The organism is Pantoea sp. X-Soil-ISGK-421 (genome assembly GCF_059730785.1).
This window is the reverse complement of the sequence record NZ_AP035981.1, coordinates 93,818-113,677: the sequence shown is the minus strand read 5'-3', so window position 1 is coordinate 113,677 and position 19,860 is coordinate 93,818. Positions and strand designations below refer to the sequence as shown.

18 protein-coding genes are annotated in these 19,860 nt (G+C 60.7%); all 18 read left to right on the top strand.

Annotated elements, in window-relative coordinates:
- Positions 1–23 precede the first annotated feature (23 nt).
- The 18 genes from AC6I8K_RS23140 to AC6I8K_RS23055 all read left to right on the top strand — a co-directional run bounded on the left by AC6I8K_RS23140 (position 24) and on the right by AC6I8K_RS23055 (position 19,631).
- Positions 24–644, top strand: coding sequence for a conjugal transfer protein (locus tag AC6I8K_RS23140; RefSeq protein ID WP_497827750.1), 621 nt, complete (start codon positions 24–26; stop codon positions 642–644).
- Positions 616–3,666 (top strand): putative type IV secretion/conjugal transfer ATPase, encoded by a 3,051-nt coding sequence (locus tag AC6I8K_RS23135; protein WP_497827749.1) that lies wholly within the window; start codon positions 616–618, stop codon positions 3,664–3,666. The genes AC6I8K_RS23140 and AC6I8K_RS23135 overlap by 29 nt, the downstream gene beginning before the upstream one ends.
- An 18-nt stretch (positions 3,667–3,684) precedes the next feature.
- On the top strand, positions 3,685–4,908 hold the full coding sequence (traW, locus tag AC6I8K_RS23130) for a conjugal transfer protein TraW (protein ID WP_497827748.1): 1,224 nt from the start codon (positions 3,685–3,687) through the stop codon (positions 4,906–4,908).
- A gap of 18 nt (positions 4,909–4,926) precedes the next feature.
- Complete coding sequence (locus AC6I8K_RS23125) at positions 4,927–5,688, top strand: prepilin peptidase-dependent protein (RefSeq protein WP_497827747.1); 762 nt, start codon at positions 4,927–4,929, stop codon at positions 5,686–5,688.
- Positions 5,685–6,257: a conjugal transfer protein TraX gene (gene traX, locus AC6I8K_RS23120; protein ID WP_497827746.1), complete on the top strand. Its 573-nt coding sequence runs from the start codon at positions 5,685–5,687 to the stop codon at positions 6,255–6,257. The genes AC6I8K_RS23125 and traX overlap by 4 nt, the downstream gene beginning before the upstream one ends.
- A gap of 12 nt (positions 6,258–6,269) precedes the next feature.
- Positions 6,270–6,650 carry a hypothetical protein gene (locus AC6I8K_RS23115; RefSeq protein WP_497827745.1) on the top strand — a complete coding sequence of 127 codons (381 nt, stop codon included), beginning with the start codon at positions 6,270–6,272 and terminating at the stop codon, positions 6,648–6,650.
- Between the two features lie 29 nt (positions 6,651–6,679).
- Positions 6,680–7,102: a hypothetical protein gene (locus AC6I8K_RS23110; protein WP_497827744.1), complete on the top strand. Its 423-nt coding sequence runs from the start codon at positions 6,680–6,682 to the stop codon at positions 7,100–7,102.
- A complete protein-coding gene (locus tag AC6I8K_RS23105; protein WP_497827743.1) occupies positions 7,099–7,302 on the top strand; it encodes an Hha/YmoA family nucleoid-associated regulatory protein in 204 nt (67 codons plus the stop codon). The genes AC6I8K_RS23110 and AC6I8K_RS23105 overlap by 4 nt, the downstream gene beginning before the upstream one ends.
- Before the next feature lie 87 nt (positions 7,303–7,389).
- Entirely contained in the window at positions 7,390–9,528 is a 2,139-nt protein-coding gene (locus AC6I8K_RS23100; protein ID WP_497827742.1) for a DotA/TraY family protein, read from the top strand.
- A 66-nt stretch (positions 9,529–9,594) separates the two neighbouring features.
- Positions 9,595–10,257, top strand: coding sequence for a plasmid IncI1-type surface exclusion protein ExcA (excA, locus tag AC6I8K_RS23095; protein ID WP_497827741.1), 663 nt, complete (start codon positions 9,595–9,597; stop codon positions 10,255–10,257).
- A 105-nt stretch (positions 10,258–10,362) separates the two neighbouring features.
- The gene (locus AC6I8K_RS23090; RefSeq protein WP_497827740.1) at positions 10,363–11,577 is read left to right on the top strand and encodes a secretion/conjugation apparatus DotM-related subunit; all 1,215 of its coding nucleotides are present in this window, start codon (positions 10,363–10,365) and stop codon (positions 11,575–11,577) included.
- Positions 11,578–11,589: 12 nt separating this feature from the next.
- Entirely contained in the window at positions 11,590–12,690 is a 1,101-nt protein-coding gene (locus AC6I8K_RS23085; RefSeq protein WP_497827739.1) for a thioredoxin fold domain-containing protein, read from the top strand.
- Positions 12,677–14,869 carry an F-type conjugative transfer protein TrbC gene (gene trbC, locus AC6I8K_RS23080; RefSeq protein ID WP_497827738.1) on the top strand — a complete coding sequence of 731 codons (2,193 nt, stop codon included), beginning with the start codon at positions 12,677–12,679 and terminating at the stop codon, positions 14,867–14,869. The genes AC6I8K_RS23085 and trbC overlap by 14 nt, the downstream gene beginning before the upstream one ends.
- 217 nt (positions 14,870–15,086) lie before the next feature.
- Positions 15,087–15,620 (top strand): phospholipase D family nuclease, encoded by a 534-nt coding sequence (locus AC6I8K_RS23075; RefSeq protein ID WP_497827737.1) that lies wholly within the window; start codon positions 15,087–15,089, stop codon positions 15,618–15,620.
- Between the two features lie 141 nt (positions 15,621–15,761).
- The gene (gene repA / locus AC6I8K_RS23070; protein ID WP_479490507.1) at positions 15,762–16,016 is read left to right on the top strand and encodes a replication regulatory protein RepA; all 255 of its coding nucleotides are present in this window, start codon (positions 15,762–15,764) and stop codon (positions 16,014–16,016) included.
- Positions 16,017–16,244: 228 nt separating this feature from the next.
- Entirely contained in the window at positions 16,245–16,316 is a 72-nt protein-coding gene (gene tap / locus AC6I8K_RS23065) for a RepA leader peptide Tap (RefSeq protein WP_072034413.1), read from the top strand.
- Positions 16,309–17,175 (top strand): plasmid replication initiator RepA, encoded by an 867-nt coding sequence (gene repA / locus AC6I8K_RS23060; protein WP_497827736.1) that lies wholly within the window; start codon positions 16,309–16,311, stop codon positions 17,173–17,175. The genes tap and repA (AC6I8K_RS23060) overlap by 8 nt, the downstream gene beginning before the upstream one ends.
- 1,409 nt (positions 17,176–18,584) lie before the next feature.
- The gene (locus AC6I8K_RS23055; RefSeq protein ID WP_497827735.1) at positions 18,585–19,631 is read left to right on the top strand and encodes an NAD(P)H-dependent amine dehydrogenase family protein; all 1,047 of its coding nucleotides are present in this window, start codon (positions 18,585–18,587) and stop codon (positions 19,629–19,631) included.
- The last annotated feature ends 229 nt before the right edge of the window (positions 19,632–19,860 follow it).

Below are 19,860 nucleotides of genomic sequence, written 5' to 3'. Positions count from 1 at the left end.
GGCCCTGCCTGTAAGGACTTCCTGTGTCTGTTTATCCCTTACCCTCTACGGCGGGTGGCCTGCTGCCGCTCCTGCCGGATGTCAGCGGCGAAGACGCTGCCCCGAGGCCCGTTTCCCTTGAAGCCGGGCCACCGTGCCGCTGCTGCGGTACGCGCGCGCAGCGCCTGTGGCAGGGGCCTGACGCGAAGCCGGTCTGCACGCTGTGCTGGCTGACCTTCAACCTCGACAGCCCCACGGCCGCGCACGGACATCTGGTCTGGCTGCCTGATGCGCCGCCGTCCGACATCATCAACCTGCAGCGCCGCGCGCTTATCGGGCAGCACAGCGAGAGTAAAGCCGTGCGTAAAGCGTCACGGAAGATCTGGAACTGGCTGGCCCGTCACGCGCGCGAGGTGGAGGGCATGTGGGGCACCTCCCGCGCACCCGAGTTCGCCGCGGCCTTCGCGCGGCTTCCCCCGTTAAAGCGCGCGCAGATGCAGCAGCGGCTCGAAGGCTGCGTGCTCATTCTGCCCGCTGACGTTTTTACCGACCTGACCCTGCTGCTGCCGCTGGGCCGCACCGCCGATAACGCGGTGCATACCCCGGCGTGGGCGACCTATACCCGGAGCGACCTGTATGCCAAACCGCCTCATCCGCTGGACTGAAGAAGTGATCACCGCCGCGACGCGCTTTGTCGTGTCGCGCGACCTGCCCGACTACTGCGACCTGCAGACCGTGGTGCGCCTCACCGACGACGATCGCATTCGTCACCCGGAGCTGAGCGCGCCATACATCATGGTCACTCATCGCGGTGACTATCTGACGGTTTATGAAGTGGCCGGCAGCTACAGTGAGGCAGACGAAAAGCTGGCCGCCGGGCATGACGACGCGTGGCAGGGGCGGCTTGACCGCATGACTGAGTCCTTAAACTCTCACTATCGTCATGCGGGTCATAAAATCAGCACCGTGCACGAGTGCGATCCGGACGGCGGCGGGGCTGTCATCCGTCGGCTGCTGGCGCCGCAGTATCAGTCACTGAAGCGCACCGGACTGGATCTGAAATTTCTGCTCGATGAGCAGGTGAAGAAGCTTACGCCGTGGGTGAACGCGGAGCGCACCTGGCTTGTCTGCTACAGCGGCCGCGGCGTGCTGGCCGGGCACGAGCTGCGTGATGAAAACGCCCGCCTGAAGGAGCTGGTGAAGGGCAGCCCCGCGGCCGCGTTCGGGCAGAACCCGCTGCTCGCCGAGCTGGCGGGCCTTAAAATCCGCCACGACGCCTTCCTCTCACAGGTTGAGCGGGCGCTCGGCGACAGCGGGAAGGGCGTACTGATGCGCCGCATCGATGCGCACGAAGCCGGGCGGGTGCTGCGCGCGCAGGTGGACCCGGGCACGGGCGCTGACTGGCAGCCGCTGCTGCCGGACGATCGCATCATTCCCCGGGGGGTGCGTCAGGGGGAGGACGCCACCGCGCTGCTGGCCCCCTGGCTGAACTTTCAGGTCATGGGCGCGGGCGTTGATGAGATACGCAACAACCTGATCAAAATTAAGGGCGTCTGGCACGGCACGCTCGCCGTAAACCTCGGGCCGCAGAGTCCGCAGAGCTTTGCCCGCCTGCGCGAACTTATTCCGCGCAGCGTGCCGTTCCGCATCCGCAAGGACCTGATGCCCGGCGGCATGCGTCGCCTCGGCGGCAAGCACGTCGTGCTGAGCATGGCCTCCTGGGTGCCGGGCCTGAAACCGATTTTCGATTCCATTTCGATGCTGGCCGAACGCGAGATGCACGAGCCGGTGTGCATGATGACCATCACGGCCGCAACCTGGGGCGATTCGCCGGAAACGGTGACGCGCAACCTGACGCTGCTGCAGCAGGCGCTGACCTCGTGGGGGATATGCGGCGTCACGCAAACCTTCGGCGACCCGGTTAAGGCGTGGGTGGCTACGCTCACGGCCTCGTCTGCGTCAGGCGGACCCTGCCTGATGTATCCGCCGCTGTCTGAGGCGCTGAACCTGATGCCGCTTACCCGTCCGACGACGGCCTGGAGCGAGGACGGCAACGCGCTGTTTGTGTCGCCCGACGGCAAGCTGATGCCGGTGGCGCTCGCGCCCTCCAACCAGACCAAGAAAACCAGCATCGTGGCCGGCGAGTCAGGCGGCGGTAAGTCGGTGTTCATCAACCGGCAGCCGATCATCCTGGCGATGTCCGCGCAGCAGCAGCTACCCTTCTTTGCCGGCATTGATAAAGGGTTCAGCTCGCAGGGCATGGTCTCGATACTGCGGGATGCGCTGCCGCCGGAGCGTCAGGACGAGGTGCTCAGCGTCGTGCTGCGTAACGACGCGCAGCACTGCCGCAACCTGTTCGACATCCAGCTGGGGCTTTCGATGCCGCTCAGCTACGAATCCGAATTTATGGAGAACGCGCTGCAGGCCCTGTGTATTGACCCCGGCACCGGCGTGCCGCCCAACGGCCGCGATACGCCGATCATTCTGCGCCGTCTGCTCAGCGACTCGTTTAAGGCCTGTCGCGAGGAACCGCGGCGCTACGAGCCGGGGCTCGTGCCGGAGGTGGACGCGGCGCTGAGTGACGCCGGCATCTGGGAGGCGCACCCGAAATACCGCGATAACGCTACATGGTACGAGGTGCGTGACCTGCTGCAGGACGCGGCCTACCCGGCCGCCGCGCAGCGCGCGCAGTTTCAGGCGGTGCCGGAGCTCGCCGACATGGCGCCGCGCCTGCTCAGCGAGGATTTCCGCAGCATGTACGGCAACATTCAGCGCGACGGCAGCAGCGAGCCGCTGATTGAGTACATTGCCCGCTGCCTGCGCGACGCCTGCGGCCAGTACCGCATGTTCGCCGGGCGCACGCGCTTCATGATAAGCCCGAAGGCGCGCGTCATTACGGTCGACATTCAGTACGTCGCCGGCGACAAGTCAAAGGCGGGCTACCTGCAGACCGGCATGATGTACCTGTTTGCCGGCCACATCGCGGGCGGCGACTTCGTACTCCCGCAGTATCAGGACGAGCTCTTTCCGTCGCTGCACAAGCGCTGGCACCCAATGCACCGCGCGCGCGTGGAGCAGCTCGACCAGGAGGTTAAAACCCGCCAGTACGACGAGCTGCACAACGCGAAGGGCGTCCCCTTTATCTTCCCGATGCTCGAAACCGCCGACCGCGAGCAGCGCAAGTTTGGCGTGCGCACCGTGCTGTCCTCGCAGTACTTCCGCGACATGCCCGACGCGCTGCGCCAGTCAGCTAACTCCGTCTACATGGTCGGCGTGGATCCGGAAGACCGCGCGCTGCTGAAAGAGCGCTTTAAGGTGCCGGACGCCACGCTTGACCGCTTTGAGCGCATGGGCAGCGGCCCGGCGGCCGACGGCAGCGGCGTGCCGTTCCTCGGCATCTTCCGCATCAGGGGAGGCAGCACCATTGCCCACATCATGAGAAATACGGTGGGTCCAGAGGAGTTGTGGGGCCACAGCACCACGCCGGTGGATATGTCGCTGCGCCGCATGCTTGAAAAAGACGTCGGCGCTGGCACGACCCGCCGCATCCTCGGGAATTTCTTCCCGAACGGCTCGGCCGAGAAGGTCATAGAGCACCGTCAGCGCACCGCGGGCGAGGCGCGCGGCGACAACGTCATCCGCACCCTTGCCACCGAGCTTATCGATAAACAGGGCTACGACCTCTGACACATCAGGAGTTCTGACATGCATAAATCCACAACATGGCGCCCCGCGGGGCGCCGGCTGCTTGCCGCCTGCGTGCTGGCGGCGCTGGCGCCCAAAGCGCTGGCGTACCCGACTGAGGAAATGAGCAGCATCCCCATTCAGACGCAGGTGATGCCCGCGCTGCAGACCATGCAGGCCACGCTGGCTGAAATCCTGTCCGCTGAGAAGGAAACCGGCACGGCGGTGGTGCAGTCTTCGGACAAAACCACCACGGCCATTACGGAAGCCGCGCGCACCCAGCGCGAGGCGGAGAACTTCAACCGTCAGGCGGACCGGCTTGAGAAGGCCCGGGCGGCCTACACGGTGCCGGACAGCATCTGCAGCGAGTCGGCCTCCGGCACGGCCGCGCAGGTGAGTCAGGCGACCCGCGCGGCGGCGTCAAAGCTTGCCGGCGGGAGCGGCGTATCCAGTGCGGCCGTACGTGAGACGCTGGCAAGCCTGCCAACTTCACCCCGGCAGGGCGGCTACCGCAGCGCGCTTATTCACGCGGCCTACTGTACGGCGGAGGAGGCGAAGCTCTATGGCGGAACCGGCCTGTGCCCGGGCGTCTCGCCGCTGCCGGGTGGCGACACCGAGGCGCGATCGCTTTACGACGGGGCGGGGCCCGCGGGTAAAGACCCCGAGCTCACCTTCACCCAGGCGCAGACCGATGCGGCGATGGCCTACGTGAACAACTCCGCGAAGCTCGACGCGGGGCGCACGCCGGGCAAGGGTGAAATCCAGACCGCCACCGGGCAGGAGTATCAGGGCCTGCTCACGCAGTACAAGGCCATGCAGAGCGCGGCGATGCAGCCGCAGCTGGACATGGTGGCGGCGAGCCAGCCGCAGGACGCCACGCAGGCGGCGCTCACCGAGGCCCGGCAGGCATCGTCGGCGGAGAGCTACTTTCAGCAGACCGCGTCGGCGCAGGCTAAGCAGACCGGCACCATGAGCGAGCGCGAGTTTGAGGCGTTCGAAGTCGGGCGGCGCTACGCCAACACCGCGTGGGTCACCGACCTGCAGGGCATGGACGGCGACAACCTGGCGCGTGAAATGGCGCGCCAGCAGAGTCTGGCCAACTGGCTGGCGCTCGGCATCAAAAACGAGCTGCGTCAGGCCAACATCATCAGCGGCCAGCAGCTGGCGCTGGCGGCAAAAAATGAATACGCCCCGCAGCTGCAGGCGCTGTCCTCGCAGATGAGCGCCGGCGTGAGCGCTAAGTAATCCCTTACGGAGCATTCCATGACGACAAGCGGTACCTTCGCGCCGGACGCCGGCGCGCTTTCTTCCCTGCTGGACGCGGCCGCCGGCCCGGTTCTGGTGCTGGACCCCTGCGGCGCACTGTGGGAGGCCTTCTGGCAGGCGCCGCGCTGGAAAACGCGGTGGCAGGCGTGGCGCCTGGCGCCCGGACAGACGCAGGAGGGCGACGTCTGGGACGTGCTGGGCGCGCTGAGGCACGTCCGCGCGACGGACGGTAGCGAGGCGATTTCAGCCGCGCTCTTTCCGGCAGACGCGCACAGCGACCTGACGCGCAGCCTGATGACGTGCGTGTTGGCATTCGCGGACGACACGGGCCACTTCATCGGGCGGTCATCCGGGCTCGGGGCGCTGGCCGGTCAGCTGTGGGCTGACGACCTGTGGACGGCTATCGCCCGCTGGAGCCGTCAGTATCCGCACCATCCGGCGCTGCAGGCGGCGCGCGCGCTGCTGACGCATGAAGGCGCCGGCGAGTCTGTTCTGGCTATCCGTAGTCGCATGGCCATCTTCCACCACCCGCACGTGGCGGAGACGTTCACGGGCGCGCAGGGGTTCAGCCTCAGCGCGGTGCGTCAGCGTCCGGGACAGGTCATCTTCCTGACGCCCGATATCCGCTGCATGGAAAGCGGGGAGCTGACGTCCGTGTACGGCTTTCTCTTTAACGCGCTGCAGGCGTTGGCGGCGCTTCACCACGTGGCGTTTTCGCTCGCTGAGCCCGCCCTGACCGCAGAAGGAGATCCCCTGTGAAAGAATCTGATTCAGCCGCTCCGCAGGGGAGCGCAAAAAAATCCCGCATCACGCCAAAGCGCGTGGGCTGGATAGCGCTGAACGTGGTCCTGCCGGCGTGGGAGGTGTCCAGCTGGGGCCGCCACGCCGGGCGCAACGTGTCACGCCTGTGGCAGCGCCTGCGCGAGGTCACGGCAGGGCGCGGCGCAGGAGACTATCGTCCCGCTGACTGGTCGCAGGCGGTGGCGGACAGCGGGCTTTCGCCCGACCGTCTTGCGCGTAACCTGCGCGTCAGCCGCTGGATTTGGTGGGGGCTGATGTGGCTCACCGGCCTGCCGGTGACGGGGTTCCTGCTGATGCTGACTGCCGCAGGCAGCAGCATCGGCGGGACCGGCTGGCTGCGCGTGGGCTGCGTGATGCTCGTGCTGCTGCTGCTGGCGGCGACCGGGTTCGTGCAGGCGCTGGTCACCAGCTTCCGCCTGTGGCAGCTGACGGAAAAGCGGGTGTCGGCGTCAGAGAAGGGCAGTTTTCAGGACTATCTGCAGGAGACGCGCTGGTGCCGGCAGGTGCTGAGCGGCGGCCTGCTTTGAGAGAGGTGCACAATGACAGATAAGAATCCCGAACAACATTTCATCAGGCTTTGCAACCTGCTGGACGATGCGGAGCTGGGTGAGCGTCATGAGACGATCATGAACCTGGTGCACAGCGCCCGCCGTGCCTGCAGGGAAGGACAGAGCAACGTAGCGGAACAATGCAGGTCAGAGGCGCTCAGGCATCTGCGTAGTGCACGCCAGAGTCTGCAGGGCCCGGGAGCCGCTCCCGCGGTTGCCGTCGTCATTGATGAGGCTATCATCCAGCTTGACTCCGCACGTGAGAATACGCTTTCTTCTCCTTTCAGGCTGAATCCGGAATTCACAGAACCCCTGTGTTATCTGCTGATTTTTACCCTGCTGCTGACGCTTGTGCTTCATTTCGCGTTGTGAGCGGCTGACTGAGCTGAAGGAGGACTTTTATGTATATACGGCTCGATGTGTTTGCCGACCTGCTGAGAGTGCCGCCGGGAGAGCTGCTTCACGCTGTGCGCACCACGGGCGAGCTTGACGGCATGATGCTGCCCGCCCGCCGGCAGGTTCGCGGTGCGGCGCTGATGTTCGATCACGCGGAGGCCACGGCGTTTGCGGCGCGCTGGCACGCCCGGGAGCCTGCGGATCATCCCGCGCCCTCCGGTGAACCGCTGATACCGCTCGATGAGTTCGCCAGAGAGGCGGGCATTGCGCCGCTGGCGCTCTGGCAGGCCGTCAGCCGGCGTAAGCGCCTGCGCGGTATCACGCTGCCGGTGCCGGTCAGCTCCGAAGGACAGCTGCTGTTTGAGCCGGCGGCGGTCAGCCGGTTCGTCAGCGCCCTGAGGCGCGTATCGGACGGAGAGTGCTCATGACCCGTGATGAATGGCTGCTGAAGTTCCGGCGTCACCAGTCGCCCGACACGCTGGAGAAGGTTTACGAGATGCTGAAATACAGCGGCGACCCGTCGGACGAGTATGCGATGACCTGCGCCTGGGACCACCGCAGGGCGGAGCTCGCCGCCGGCCGGCTTTTCGATCGCGTGCCGATGCACGTGTGGCGGTTCGTGGAGTAACGTTAAGCGTACTCAGCCCGCCTGCACTTCACATACTGCCATCCCAACACTTTTCACTCAGGTCATCCCCTGACCCACAGGTAAACCATGAAGCTACTGACAAAAATTCAGGCGGCGGCTCTGCTGTGCGCCGCGTCCTGCCCGGCGTTCGCCGACGGCGTGGACTACCAGACCATCAGCGATGCCGCCAGTAAGACCGGTGACCTGTCCCGGCAGGCGCTGGTCATGATATTCGGCGACGTGGTGCTTACGCCGTTTCAGCCCGGGCAGGTCACGCTTATCGGCTCGCTGTTTGCACTGCTGAACGGCGTACTCTGCTCGGTAGCCCTGGTGTGGTTCCTTATTGTGACGCTGAAGACGGTGTTCAAGGGTGGTCAGGACGGCAAGGTATTCAGCGCCGGCCGGACCATGCTGCATCCCGTGATGAGCTTTGCCGGCTTTATCACGCTCGTGCCAACCGCGTCCGGCTGGTCGCTGTCGCAGCTGGTGATGCTGTGGGCGGCCTCCACCATGGGCATCGGCAGCGCTAACCTGTTTACCGACAAGGCGGCGGACATGATAAGCAGCGGGATGTCGCTGGTCGTGCAGCCCACGGCACCCTCCACGCGTTCGGCGGCGCGCGCGGTGTTCGAGATGAACCTGTGCAAGTACGCGACCAACCGCGAGCTGTCCTCGCTCTATCAGGACGGGCAGGCGCGAACGGCGCTGATGGAAACGAAAGGCGGGAACGGCGACTACACCACGGGCAACGGCAGCGCGCTCTGCGGCAGCGCCCGCATCCCCGAGCCGTCAACCGGCGTCGTGGACAGCCTGTTTGGATCTGCCGTGAACACGGCGAGCGTCACCACGGCATCGCGGGGCGCGCTGGACACCATGCAGTCTACGCTCGATGCCGCCGCGCAGGCCTACGTCGATGCCTATCTCAGCCGGCGTGATCAGGATACCGGCACCCTGAGCGATCCGGAGACGACCATTCAGAACGCGGCGGCCGCGTATGAAACCACGGTCAACAACGCGCTGAACCAGCTGAACTACAAAGACTCGCTGCAGAGTCAGCTGACGACGCAGCTTAAAACCTACGGCTGGATTTCGCTGGGCGCGTGGTACAACACCTTTGCGACGGCTAACAGCAAAACGAACGAGGTGGCCAATGCTGCACCGGTGACGTCAGGGGCCAGCCTGCACGGTGAAACGGGCACCGGTGATCTGTATCACCAGGTATTTACGGCGTATCGATCGCAGGTGCAGAACAGCACCTACACAGCGCCTCTGGGATCTCAGACGGCTAAAGATGATGGGGCAGCTGCAAACGCAGCAGATCCTGATGCTGTCTTTATCAGCATTTTCAAAAATCCGATGCAAAGAATTACGAAAGCAATTGCGACTGGAGAAATTGGCACTCAGGCAGATTTTTCCAACCAGGTAAATCCTCTTATCAAGATGCAGACCATTGGTGACTGGACGCTACTGGCAAGCGAAAGTGCATTAACAACTTATACCCTCGTCTACGCGGCCGCTTCCGCTGCTGATAATTCGCTATTGGGCACCGTTGGAAGAATACTCCCGTTCAACGTAACTGCAGCGGCTAAAGATGTTCTGACTGAACTGTCACCGCCATTTTATTTCCTGCTGTTGCTCTTATTTGCAGTGGGTTTTTCGCTGGCAGTATTCCTGCCGGCGGTACCCTTTCTGTACTGGATGGTTGGGGTATTTAACTGGCTGGTTAGCGTCATGGTGGGCTGTGCGGCTGGCCCAATGTGGTCGGCGACCCACCTCGGTGCCGAAGAAGATAAAGGCAGCCGCAGTGCGTATGGCTATATCTTCCTGATCGACATGATGCTGCGTCCTTCTCTGATGGTGCTCGGATTCTTTTTTGCCTCTGTTGCCGTTATGGCGGGGGGGACGCTCTTAAACCTGCTGTTTGGAACCGCGCTGGCCAACGCTAACGCCGACTCAATCATCGGGTTATTCAAAATGGTGGGATGGCTGCTGATCTACGCCCGCATTGCGACATTTGGCGTGACGCGCGTATTCGGGCTGCAGGCCACGCTTGCCGATTACGTGATTACCTTCCTGGGCGGTGCTGGTATGGCCGGCATCATGGGTGGACTGGTGGACGACGTCAAAGGGATGTTTGCCGGCGCAGGAGGCGGTGCTCGCAGAACGCCTGGCCTTCAGAAAGTTACCAATCCTGAAGGGCCCGGTAATAAAGACGGAGTCAGGTAATAATACCTGGCTTTATTTACAGTCGTGCGTATAATTTAATCAGAAGGATTGCGGCAGGAGGATGCCATGAAAACAGTACAACGTCATGATAACTTGATTGATTCTATCTGGGCACTTACCCGAGTACTTTATTATTTTTTGGCACTTCCTTGCCTGGCATTTTTGGCGTTGGCAAGCATCATCATCTATTCCAGTAATGAACCTGGAGGGCATGATCCGGATATGGCTTTTCTTTTTTTCCTTATCTGGATGGCCATTATTCTTCCGTTGGGCTATCGCCGTTTAGGCATTGTTCGTCGCCGCCGCCAGCTTAAACAGATGGTCACCCTGCTCAGCAGTGACGAACGTTTCAGTCCACAGAAGCACCATCAGGTTATGGATGCGGGCCGCGGTAAATATCTGGGTGTCGATATCAGGTCCGGCAATCTTCTGTACATCCACATGGTGAAAAAGGGCGTTGTCGACGTTATTGGCCTCACCATGCGTGACTGGACGGAGCGCGAACTGGAAGGCAGTACGCTGCGGTTGAACACGAGAAATCCTGAGGTACCGGTGCTGAGCATTAATGCGCATCCGACCGTGACCAAAGAGCTGTTTAATACGATCGGCGCAATGAGCCACAAGAGTTATTCAGAATTGTTCCCGCAGGAGCCGTGGCCGGAGTATGTTGGTCGCCAGAGCCGCTTTGTTGAGTTCGAACACAACGTGGTGGTCCCGCAGGTCGTCTGATTTACCCCTACATTCTGACGCTTTTCCTCTGACACCGGCCACGCGCCGGTGTTTTCTTATCTGCAGTCTGACGGGCCTCCCGTCTCCGCTTCCGGACACTCTCACATGTACTCCCAACATCCGAACGCCGCCGGCAATAACGAGCCGGCCATGGTGCTGATCACCCTTTGCCTGACGCTGCTGCTTTGCTGGCTTTTCTTTGCTGACTTCGTGCGCTGGAGCTGCTGGTTCCTTTACTGGCTGTGGCGCTTCGCTGACTTCCCTCAAATTCACGGCTACGCCGCCGAACGCATCAACCTGCTGGCCGCTACCGGCAACGGTGCGGAGTCGGTGGAGCTGGCCGAATGGCGCGACGTGATGAATCTCACCGCCGGCATCCTTTTCGTGCCCATGGTGCCGTTAGTCGCGGTGACCAGCTGGGCGCTGGCGCGTCACCCTGCGCTGGGCTTTCGCAGCCGGCGCGCGATTGATATCCATTCGCTGCCGCGCGTGATGGCCACCTTCGCGCCTAGCGTCATTCCCGTGCTTTCCGGGCATCGCGGTGACGGGCTCATGAACGACACCACGCCGGAAAACGCCTGGGCGCTGAAGCCCGAGGAGTTTGCGGAGCAGCACGGGCTGATCAAGCGCCGCGTGCTCGATCGCGACGCGGCTACAGCCTTATTCGATGCACAGAACGGGCCGGCCATAACGTCACCTGACCAGTGGCAGCCGCATGAGCGTGCGCTGCTGGCCATCTTTGGCCTGCAGGTGTTCACCGGCGACAGGAAGGCAGCCACCACGCTGCTGGATGACCTGAACCGCTCCTGCATGACCCGCCGGCTGTTTCGCGCGCCGGAATTTCGCAGCGTGCCCGACTGGCAGGTTGCAGAAAAACACGTGTCCCGCGTGCTGGCCAGCCCGGGCGTCAGCGAGTGGCTGAACATGCACGGAACGGTGCGCTCCGCGCTGGCCGGGCTCTACGGCCGCGACCTCCGCCTGCCGCCGGCGCGCTTTCGCTGGCTGAAGGGCTGTGACCGCACGCTTTGGTACGGACTTCACACCGCCGACACCGCCAAGGTGTTCGTGGAGGGGGCAGGCATCGTGGCGCAGGCGCGCGCGGAGCGGATGGCCGCCCGCATGAATCTGCCGCGCCCGCCGCTGATGACGGATGAGGCAGTGACCGGGCTGCAGCTCGAGCTCGAGTCGCTGGGGCTCGTGTACTCGCGCGACGCGCGACCGAAACGCGCGAAACCGCAGCGCGAAATACCGTTCCCCGACGCACTTTATCTGCCCGGACAGGGCGAAGACGAATTTTCTGACGGCGCCGGCGCGCGCTGAGACAAGGACCTGATGATGATAATTTCACGCAGAGAGGGCCTCTTTGAGGCCACGCTGACCGGCAGACTTCTGGCAGTTAAGCGCTACACGCAGACGCAGGCTGATAACACCGGAGGCGTGGGGTCTATCGTCTGGAACCCTTCGCCGATTTTTACGTGTTCGTTGAAAAATGTGCCATGGCTCGTGATGCACAGCGATGGCCTTTACGCTCAGAACGCTCACGACGCGCTGACGCCGCTTTACCGGGGAGAGGATGCTGCTCAGCTGCTCAGCTGCCTGACCGGCCTGCTGACCACTGCAGCAAGAAGACGCCGCTTATGGCTGGCACTCGGTGGATGCGCTGTGGCTGTCGCGCTGGGGATACTGTCGTGGTTTTCGCATGTGCCGCAGACGGTCCTGGTACCGGAAAGGACCGGTTTACTCTCTACAGTGGGCACTCCGCCCGCAATCACTGCGCCCGATGCGCCGGTCATGACCCCAACCTATAAAAATGGATCGCGTATCGATACTTCTGTTCCTCCACAGCGACCAACACAACCCCAGCAGCCGCCAGTTGCCGCACCGGCTGACGGCTGGGAACTGCCACAGAATGTGCGCGCTGAGCTGCCGGCAAAACTCCATAACGCGGCGGCACGGGGGCTGTTCACCGTACCGCTGTCATCCGGACACGCGCGTACGATTTACGTCTTCGCCGATCCTGCCTGCCCGAACTGCCAGCGTATGGAGCGTCACTTTGAAACCGCTGCCGGCACCGTCAACGTGGTGATTTTCCCGGTCACCATCGAGGGGCGTGAGGCGTCGCTGAAGACGCTGACGCCGGTAATGGCGTTGCCCGAGGCTCAGCGTCCTGCCGCGTGGAAGCAGCTTTTTGCCGCCGACGCCGGTATCGGCGTGCCGGGCGCCGCACCGGTCGCACCGGCGGTCACCAGTGAGAAGCAGGCAGAAACGGCGCGCGGGGCGATCGGCGTCAACGAGGTGGCCTTCCGGGCCTACCGACTGCCGGGCACCCCCTGGACGATTTCAGACGACGGCCGCTACGTGCCGCAGAGCGTGCTGAGCTCGCCAGCGGCGCTTACGGACTTTTTAAAGGGAGGCGATCATGGCGGACAATAACGCTGCGCTCGACAGCGCGCGCGTCAACCGGCACGTTGGCCGCTCGTGGCTCATCGACGTGTTGTGTGAGACCGGCACGCTGGCCTGGGGGATGCTGGCCGCCGTGATCGCCGGCATCATCTGGCCCGCCACGCTGGTGCTGAGCCTGCCGGTGCTGATGTTCTGGGCGCTGGTCGTGGCGCCCGCCGGCCGCTGGAAGATGCCGATGCGCATGCCGACCGACATTAACCGGGACGATCCGTCGACCGAGCGAAAGGTGCCGGCAAAGGTGCTGGGCTTTCTGCCGGTGGCCACCGTGCGCATTCATACAAGCCGCGCGGCCGGTATTCTGTACGCCGGCTATCTGCGCGGCAGGGACGCCGGGCGTGAGCTGTGGCTTTCCATGGACGACCTGACGCGTCACGTGCTGATGTTCGGCACCACAGGCGCCGGTAAAACGGAGGCACTGCTGGGCTGGGTGTTTAACGCGCTGTGCTGGGGCAAGGGCGTCATTTTCTCTGACCACAAGGCGCAGAACGACGTGGCGCTGGCCATGATGTCCATGGCCCGCCGCTTCGGCCGTGAGGACGACCTGCGCATGATGAACTTCATCACCGGTGGTCGCTCCCGCGCGCAGGAGCTGCTGGAAGACGTGAAGGGCCGGCCGCAGACGAACACCACCAACGTGTTCGGCATCGCGCAGGAAACATACACCATCAACCTGATGGACTCCATGCTGCCTAAAACCGGCGGTAGCGGCGGCGACTGGCAGGAAAAGGCCCGCTCAATGAACCAGGCGCTGGTGACCGCGCTGATCTATAAGTGCCGGCGCGAGGGCACGGTGATGTCGCAGCGCACCATCCAGGCGCACCTGCCGCTGCGCAAAATTGCCGGGCTCTACGTGCAGGCGGTAGAGGAGCAGTGGCACGAGGAAATCCGCGTGGCGCTGGAGAACTACCTCAGCACGCTGGCTGGCTTTGACATGGACAAGGTGGCCACGCCGTCCGAGTGGGACCCGGAGGCAAACCGCCAGCACGGCTACCTGATGCAGCAGTACACCCGCATGCTGAGCCTGTTCAACGACACCTATGGCCACGTCTTTGCGCGCGACGCGGGCGACATCGACCTGAGAGACGTAGTGCATAACGACCGCATCCTGATCGTGCTGGTGCCGGCGCTGGAGTTGTCCGCCACGGAAAGCAGCACGCTGGGCCGCCTCTACCAGTCGCAGCTGGCCATGATATTAAGCCAGGACCTTGGCGAAAAGCTTGAAGGGCGGCCGGACGAGAACATGAAGGTGCGGAAGTTTAAGGACCGCTTTCCGCTGCTCTGGATTATTGATGAGGTGGGCGCCGGCTACAGCGAAAAGCTGGGCGAACTGGCCACGCAGATCCGCTCGCTGGGCTACTGCCTGCTGCTGGCCGGACAGGAGGTACAGCGTCTGAAGACGGCGGCAGGGGACGCGGTGTGGACGCTGATTGCCAACATGGGCGTGCGCATCACCGGCAAAATTATGGATCCGAAAGACACGCTGGAAATTCTGCAGCTGATGGCCGGCACCGAATACCGCGCGCACATGAGTGCGCTGGTGCAGCAGGGCAGCATCCTCGGTAGCGGCCTGAACGATGACCCGCGCCTGCAGGTGAGCGAAAAGAAAAAGGTCGACGTAGAGGAGGTGCAGGCGCTGCAGGAGGGGGAGAACGTCACGCTTTTCAGGGGCCAGGTTGTGCGCGGCAGCTCACTTTATATCAGCGATGCCGACAAGTTCACGAAGGAGGCGGTGCGCATCAACCGCTTTATGGAGGTCAGTCCGCCATCCGAAGCCCGGCTGCTGGCCACCATGCCTTACCGCCGTCGCCGCAGCTACGTGCGGGGCGACCGGGTTCAGCACATTCTGCAGGTGCTGGACGCGCCCCCGGCCGCGCAGGATACCCGTGGGCTGGTGCTGACCGATCCGGCGCTTGCCGCAGTATGTGAATTTTCCCTCGAGTGCGAATACAGCTGGAAGCGGGCGCCCTCAGCCGCGGTGCGTTCGGCAATACTCTGGCACATGGTGCTGGAAAGCCTGCCTGCGCGGGGACGGGGCTATAAGGTCCGGCTGCGCGAACCACGCCTGATGGGCGTAGGGCGCGAGGCAATTGAAAAAGCCGCGCAGAACTATGTGGCGCTGGCGTCTGAAAATACTAAAAAGTTTATCTAACTGATTGTCACATATAGTTATTTGCAGCGAAATGGCTAAAGCTTTTTAGTCTGAGTTCGATAACAAACGTTAGACTGCTCCACAGTCTGCCACTGCTTAAATAAACGTTTGTAAAGCTGATCCCTTTAAGGGCCTTTAAGGCCCTCTTTTTTTGCCTCTGCAAAATGAATCATCCGACTTATTGCCGGCCACTGCCGTCTTACTGCAGGAACAAAACATGAAATTAACGTTTGCAGCGATCGCTATGGCGACCTCGCTGAGCTTTGTCGCTTACGCATCAGCCGCGACGCCTTCCATTGACGTCGGATTTTCGCCTGAGGGCAGCGCGGAGCAGCTGGTCCTCCGCACGCTGGACGAGGCGCACGAGAGTATCCGCCTGATGGGCTACAGCTTTACCTCGCCCACGATCGTTAATTCCTTGGTTGCGGCAAAACGTCGTGGTGTGGACGTCAGGGTAGTGGTGGACGACAAAGGCAACCGCAGCAAAGCAAGTCAGGCAGCAATGAACGTGGTGGTCAACGCCGGCATCCCGGTGCGCACTAACGGCCAGTATAAAATCATGCATGACAAAGTGATCATCACCGATCGCCAGAATGTGGAGCTCGGCTCGTTTAACTATACGCGGAGTGCAGCGGAGTCGAACTCCGAGAACGCGCTGGTCGTACGCGGGGTGCCCTCGCTGGCGCAGATGTACCTGACGCACTGGCAGTCACGTTGGGACGGTGGCACAGACTGGCGCTCCACTTACTGATATCCGACATCAGACTTTCTTCCCTACAAGGTGAGATGCGCGCCAACGCATCTGACATCTCTAAATAAGTTAAGTCGCTGATTTAAGAGATCTGTAGTATTCTCTGCACAATTGAGTCCGAATTAAGCAGAGGGGGCCGGGATGTCGCAGTCCTTTAACGCAGTCAGTTCCTCTTATAGCGCGAAGCGAGTTGATTCTAAACCCAGACCGTTGAGCGCTTCGGAACGTCAGAAAGCTCTGGTTGAACGCCGTAAAAAAACTCATAAAGAAATAAAAGTCCAAGTTCCATCTGAACTTAAGCAGAGCTTGCAAAAACTCTGTAAAGCCGAAGGTGTAACTCAGGCGGAAATGATTGCTCGCTGGATAGAGCAGGCGACATCTTCCGCTGATAATTAACTCGTTATGGGTTAACGCTTGAGGGAAGTAATGTTCAGTGGTAGATTGCTGATCGTTCGAGAATTTTGGCTGGCCACGTCGTAAGGTGGCAGGAGACTGGTTCTGACGGATTACTGAAGGCCAGAAAAAAGAAAACCCCGATAATCTCTTAGTTTGGCGACGGAGAAGATTAACGGGGCCTACTGAATCTGCATAGAAGCTGTTGCTCTATGCGGGGAGTATAGTTTTATGCCCGGAAAACTGCAATACCTTCTGTGCGTACTCCTTCTGTGCAACATAAGCGCAGGAAGGCGTGACTGAACAGGTATCTGAAAACACTTCATTTTACCGGCAGGTAAAGAATCCGAATCCTGAATTTATTCCGGAGAAAGGAAAGAAAACGCTGCCGTTCTGCGAAAAAATTCGTGAGAAGGCGGTGGGTTTTACGCAACGCGTAGAATTCCAGATGCTGGTTGCGATGTCGATCGCCCGTGGTGAACGCAAACGCCGGCCACCAAAGCTCCGCATGCGCGCGCTGGAAGCAACACTTCAGGCAATGTGCTGGTATCTTAATCCGCTGGCCAACCGCGTGGGCGCCTCGCTCACGACTATGAGCATCCGCTGCGGTCTGGCCACGGAGAAAAAACGTCTCTCGATCACCCGATTCACGGGTGCCTGCCATACGCTTGAGCAGCTGAAGCTCATCACCTACAACACCGAGTATGATAAAGATATTGGCTGCAACATTCCGACTGATATCACCTTCACGCCGCTGATGTGGCAGGTGCTGGACGTGTCGGAGGAAGCCGTTGCAGCCGCACGCCGCAGCCGTATCGAGTGGGAAAACCGGCAGCGTGAGAAGAAGGGGTTACCGCGTGCAGACGCCGGTGAACTCATCAATGCCGCCTGGGCATTCGTGCGCGAACGCTTCCGCGAGTACCAGAAGTCGCGCCGCGAACACGGCATGAAACGTCACCGTGCGCGTAAAGACGCACCGCGCACCCGTAAAGACATTGAGCAGCTGGTCCGCACTCAGCTGAATAAAGATATCGTGAACGGCCGTTTCTTTGGCGGCCTGGACGCGGTGAAAGCTGAAATCGAGCGCCGCGTGACGGAGCGTATGAAGATATCGCGTGGCCATTATGCGCGGCTTGATGACGACCAGCTGGTTACCACCTGACGCGTTTCTGACCTCCTCTGTTTGAATGACTGGCGCTTTGGCGCCGGCTTACCCGTGTCCGCAAACCGGCCAGAAGGCCGCTTTTTATCTTCACACCCTCTCTTTCAGCTATCCGGTTTGCGCCGGAGGCCCACGCTCGCTTGTTATTCACCTTCCGTATGAATATCATCCACTTTTCGCTGACAGCCTCCATAAGTCCAGGTCAAACCCAGCCCATAAATTCACCGGAGCAGCGACGTTGAGGTTACGCACCTAAGCGTTTCTGAGTTATCCACATAAACCGCGAGAGGGTATTAAAATAATCTCCTGACCGAATAGCCGGTTAACTGCTATCCGGACTTTTTACAAACCGCGATGATCCTTTTAAAAACCAGAACTACCTTCTTTTAAAGATCCGTAGTTACTTACCTTTAAAACTAAAACCTATACGGCTGCGCCCTGTGGACAAATTAATGCCCGCCCTCGCAGCGAACTCACGTTCGCGCCGGTTCGGTACAGCCGCTTTGCGTCTGAAGGTAGCTCCCGCAAAATTGCGGGCAACAAACACTAGTTACAACATTCACCTCCAGTAAACCTGAAGCCATGAAAATCGTGCTTATCTCAATACCGAGCGAAACCCACCCTGAAAAGCGCCGCCGCCCCGGCCCAGAGGGCCGGAACAGGGTCGCTTTATAGATGGATGTTGTAACTTTAGATTTGGGTAGCGGTAAGACTGAGCCCTGCGGTACGTATCTTTCGTCTGCGACCGTCAAGCTAATTCGCGCCTGAAAGGCCGCTGCTTAAACAGCGTCTGGCAGCTACCGTGTTAAGTTCAGTGACTGTTGCTGAAAGTTATGACTAACACCCCCCTAAGCGTCAGCAGCAAGCTGCCGCCGCCAAGTCCCCGGAAATCACGCACTTCACGTCGCAAGCGCCGTAAAGCCCGCTCACCGGGGTGAAAGGGGTTACATAAACTTCTTCATTGTTAGTAGCTGGGTTAGGCTAAGCAGGGCGAGGGATGGGCTTGCAAAATATATAGGTCAGAAACCGGCTACGCCGGGCGTACGGCGCCGTTTGCCATCCGAGTTATATGTGACGTCATCTGGCGCCTCCATGACGCTGACGCGTCATTCAGAAGGCCAGCTGCGCACTGCTCGCCCGCCAGAATCACATTAAGTAGGGATTTTAAGAAACATTATGTCCGCTGTGTGCCAATAGCGGGTATTGGCGTTCTCGGTCATTATTAAAATGCACCGTTGAATCGTTCGCTGATCGCTGTCATTTTATCGGGATAAGCCGACTGCGGATTTATCGGTTATTTCCTTTGCCAGAGCGGCGAAGCTGCGTTTCGGTTATCTCTTCATTTATCGATGGACTTGCATAAGGAACGTCAGGCTTCACCTTCAGGCCCATTTTCTAGAGGCATCTTTATGAGCATTGTCTACGGCGCCGCTGCAAAAGACCCAGCACGATTCAGGCCCAGAGTCATGATTTATGGAGTCGGATACTACGGGATGGAAGCTGTGCGCATTCTGGTAAAAAAAGGCTGGCCAATCGTTGCGGCAGTTAACCGGGCTGGCCCTAAGATTGGCGCGGATTTGGGACGGCTCGCCGGACTAAACGAAGATTTGGGCATCATCGTCCAGGACTGTGAAACTGCCGACTATGCGGCCATAGATGTGGACATCGCGCTGGTGGTGCAGACAGAGAGGCTGAGCCTCAACTTTGCGGCTTATCAACGCCTGCTGGGCGCTGGCATCAATGTCATCTGCCACGGCTCAGAGTCCTATTTTCCGCAAGGCGCCGATCCTGACTTAGCCGGAAAAATCGATGCTCTGGCCAAAAGCAACGCGGTTACTTTCACCGGGACGGGCATTTGGGACTTCTCTCGCATCTGGGCGGGATTGCTGATTGCAGGACCCTGTACCGAACTCCGCTCGCTCACGCATCGCAGCCTGACAAACGCAGAAGTGGCGAACGAACGCATGATGCGCGCCTATGGCGTTGACATGACGCAAGCGGAGTTTCTGGAAAAAGTCACCAGGGTGCCCGGACAGCTGGGAGAGTTATATAAAGGCATTCCGGCGCATGTGATGTATGCGCTTGGTTTTACAATAAAAAAGGTGAGCGAGGTACGGGAGCCAGTACTGTCCGATCGGCCAGTATGGTGTCAGATTCTTAACCGGTTTCTGGAGCCCGGCACCACGCTTGGTCTTCGCATCATCGCGTCTGTTGAAACCGTTGAAGGGCCTTCGGCAAGCGCGCACATTGAACTGCGCCTCCTCGCGCAAGGCGAGTCTGAAAACATGACGTGGGCCGTTGATGGCAGGCCACCCTCCAAAATTCGCATTGACCGCGCCGACGGCGTACATACCTCGGCATCTTGCATGGTTAACCGCATTCCAGATGTGATTGCTGCGCCGCCAGGGATAAGGTTGATCTCGCAGCTGGGTCCACTGCACCCCTCGCTGACCTGAACGCCATTGCGGAATTAAACTAAATCACGACCACTAATCCTGGTCCGTTTTCGCTTTAGCCATAAAAAGGTTTTGTGGCGTCTCGTGAGATTCAATCAGCTCATGCGACTAAAAACCTTTTCTCTCAATATCCGCTGTTCGCTCAAAGCTGACCGTACGAGGTTAATTTAGGGGGCTTGTTGCCGGGTGCTGACGTATATAAAGCAACGCATTTAATGGCAGTGACAAT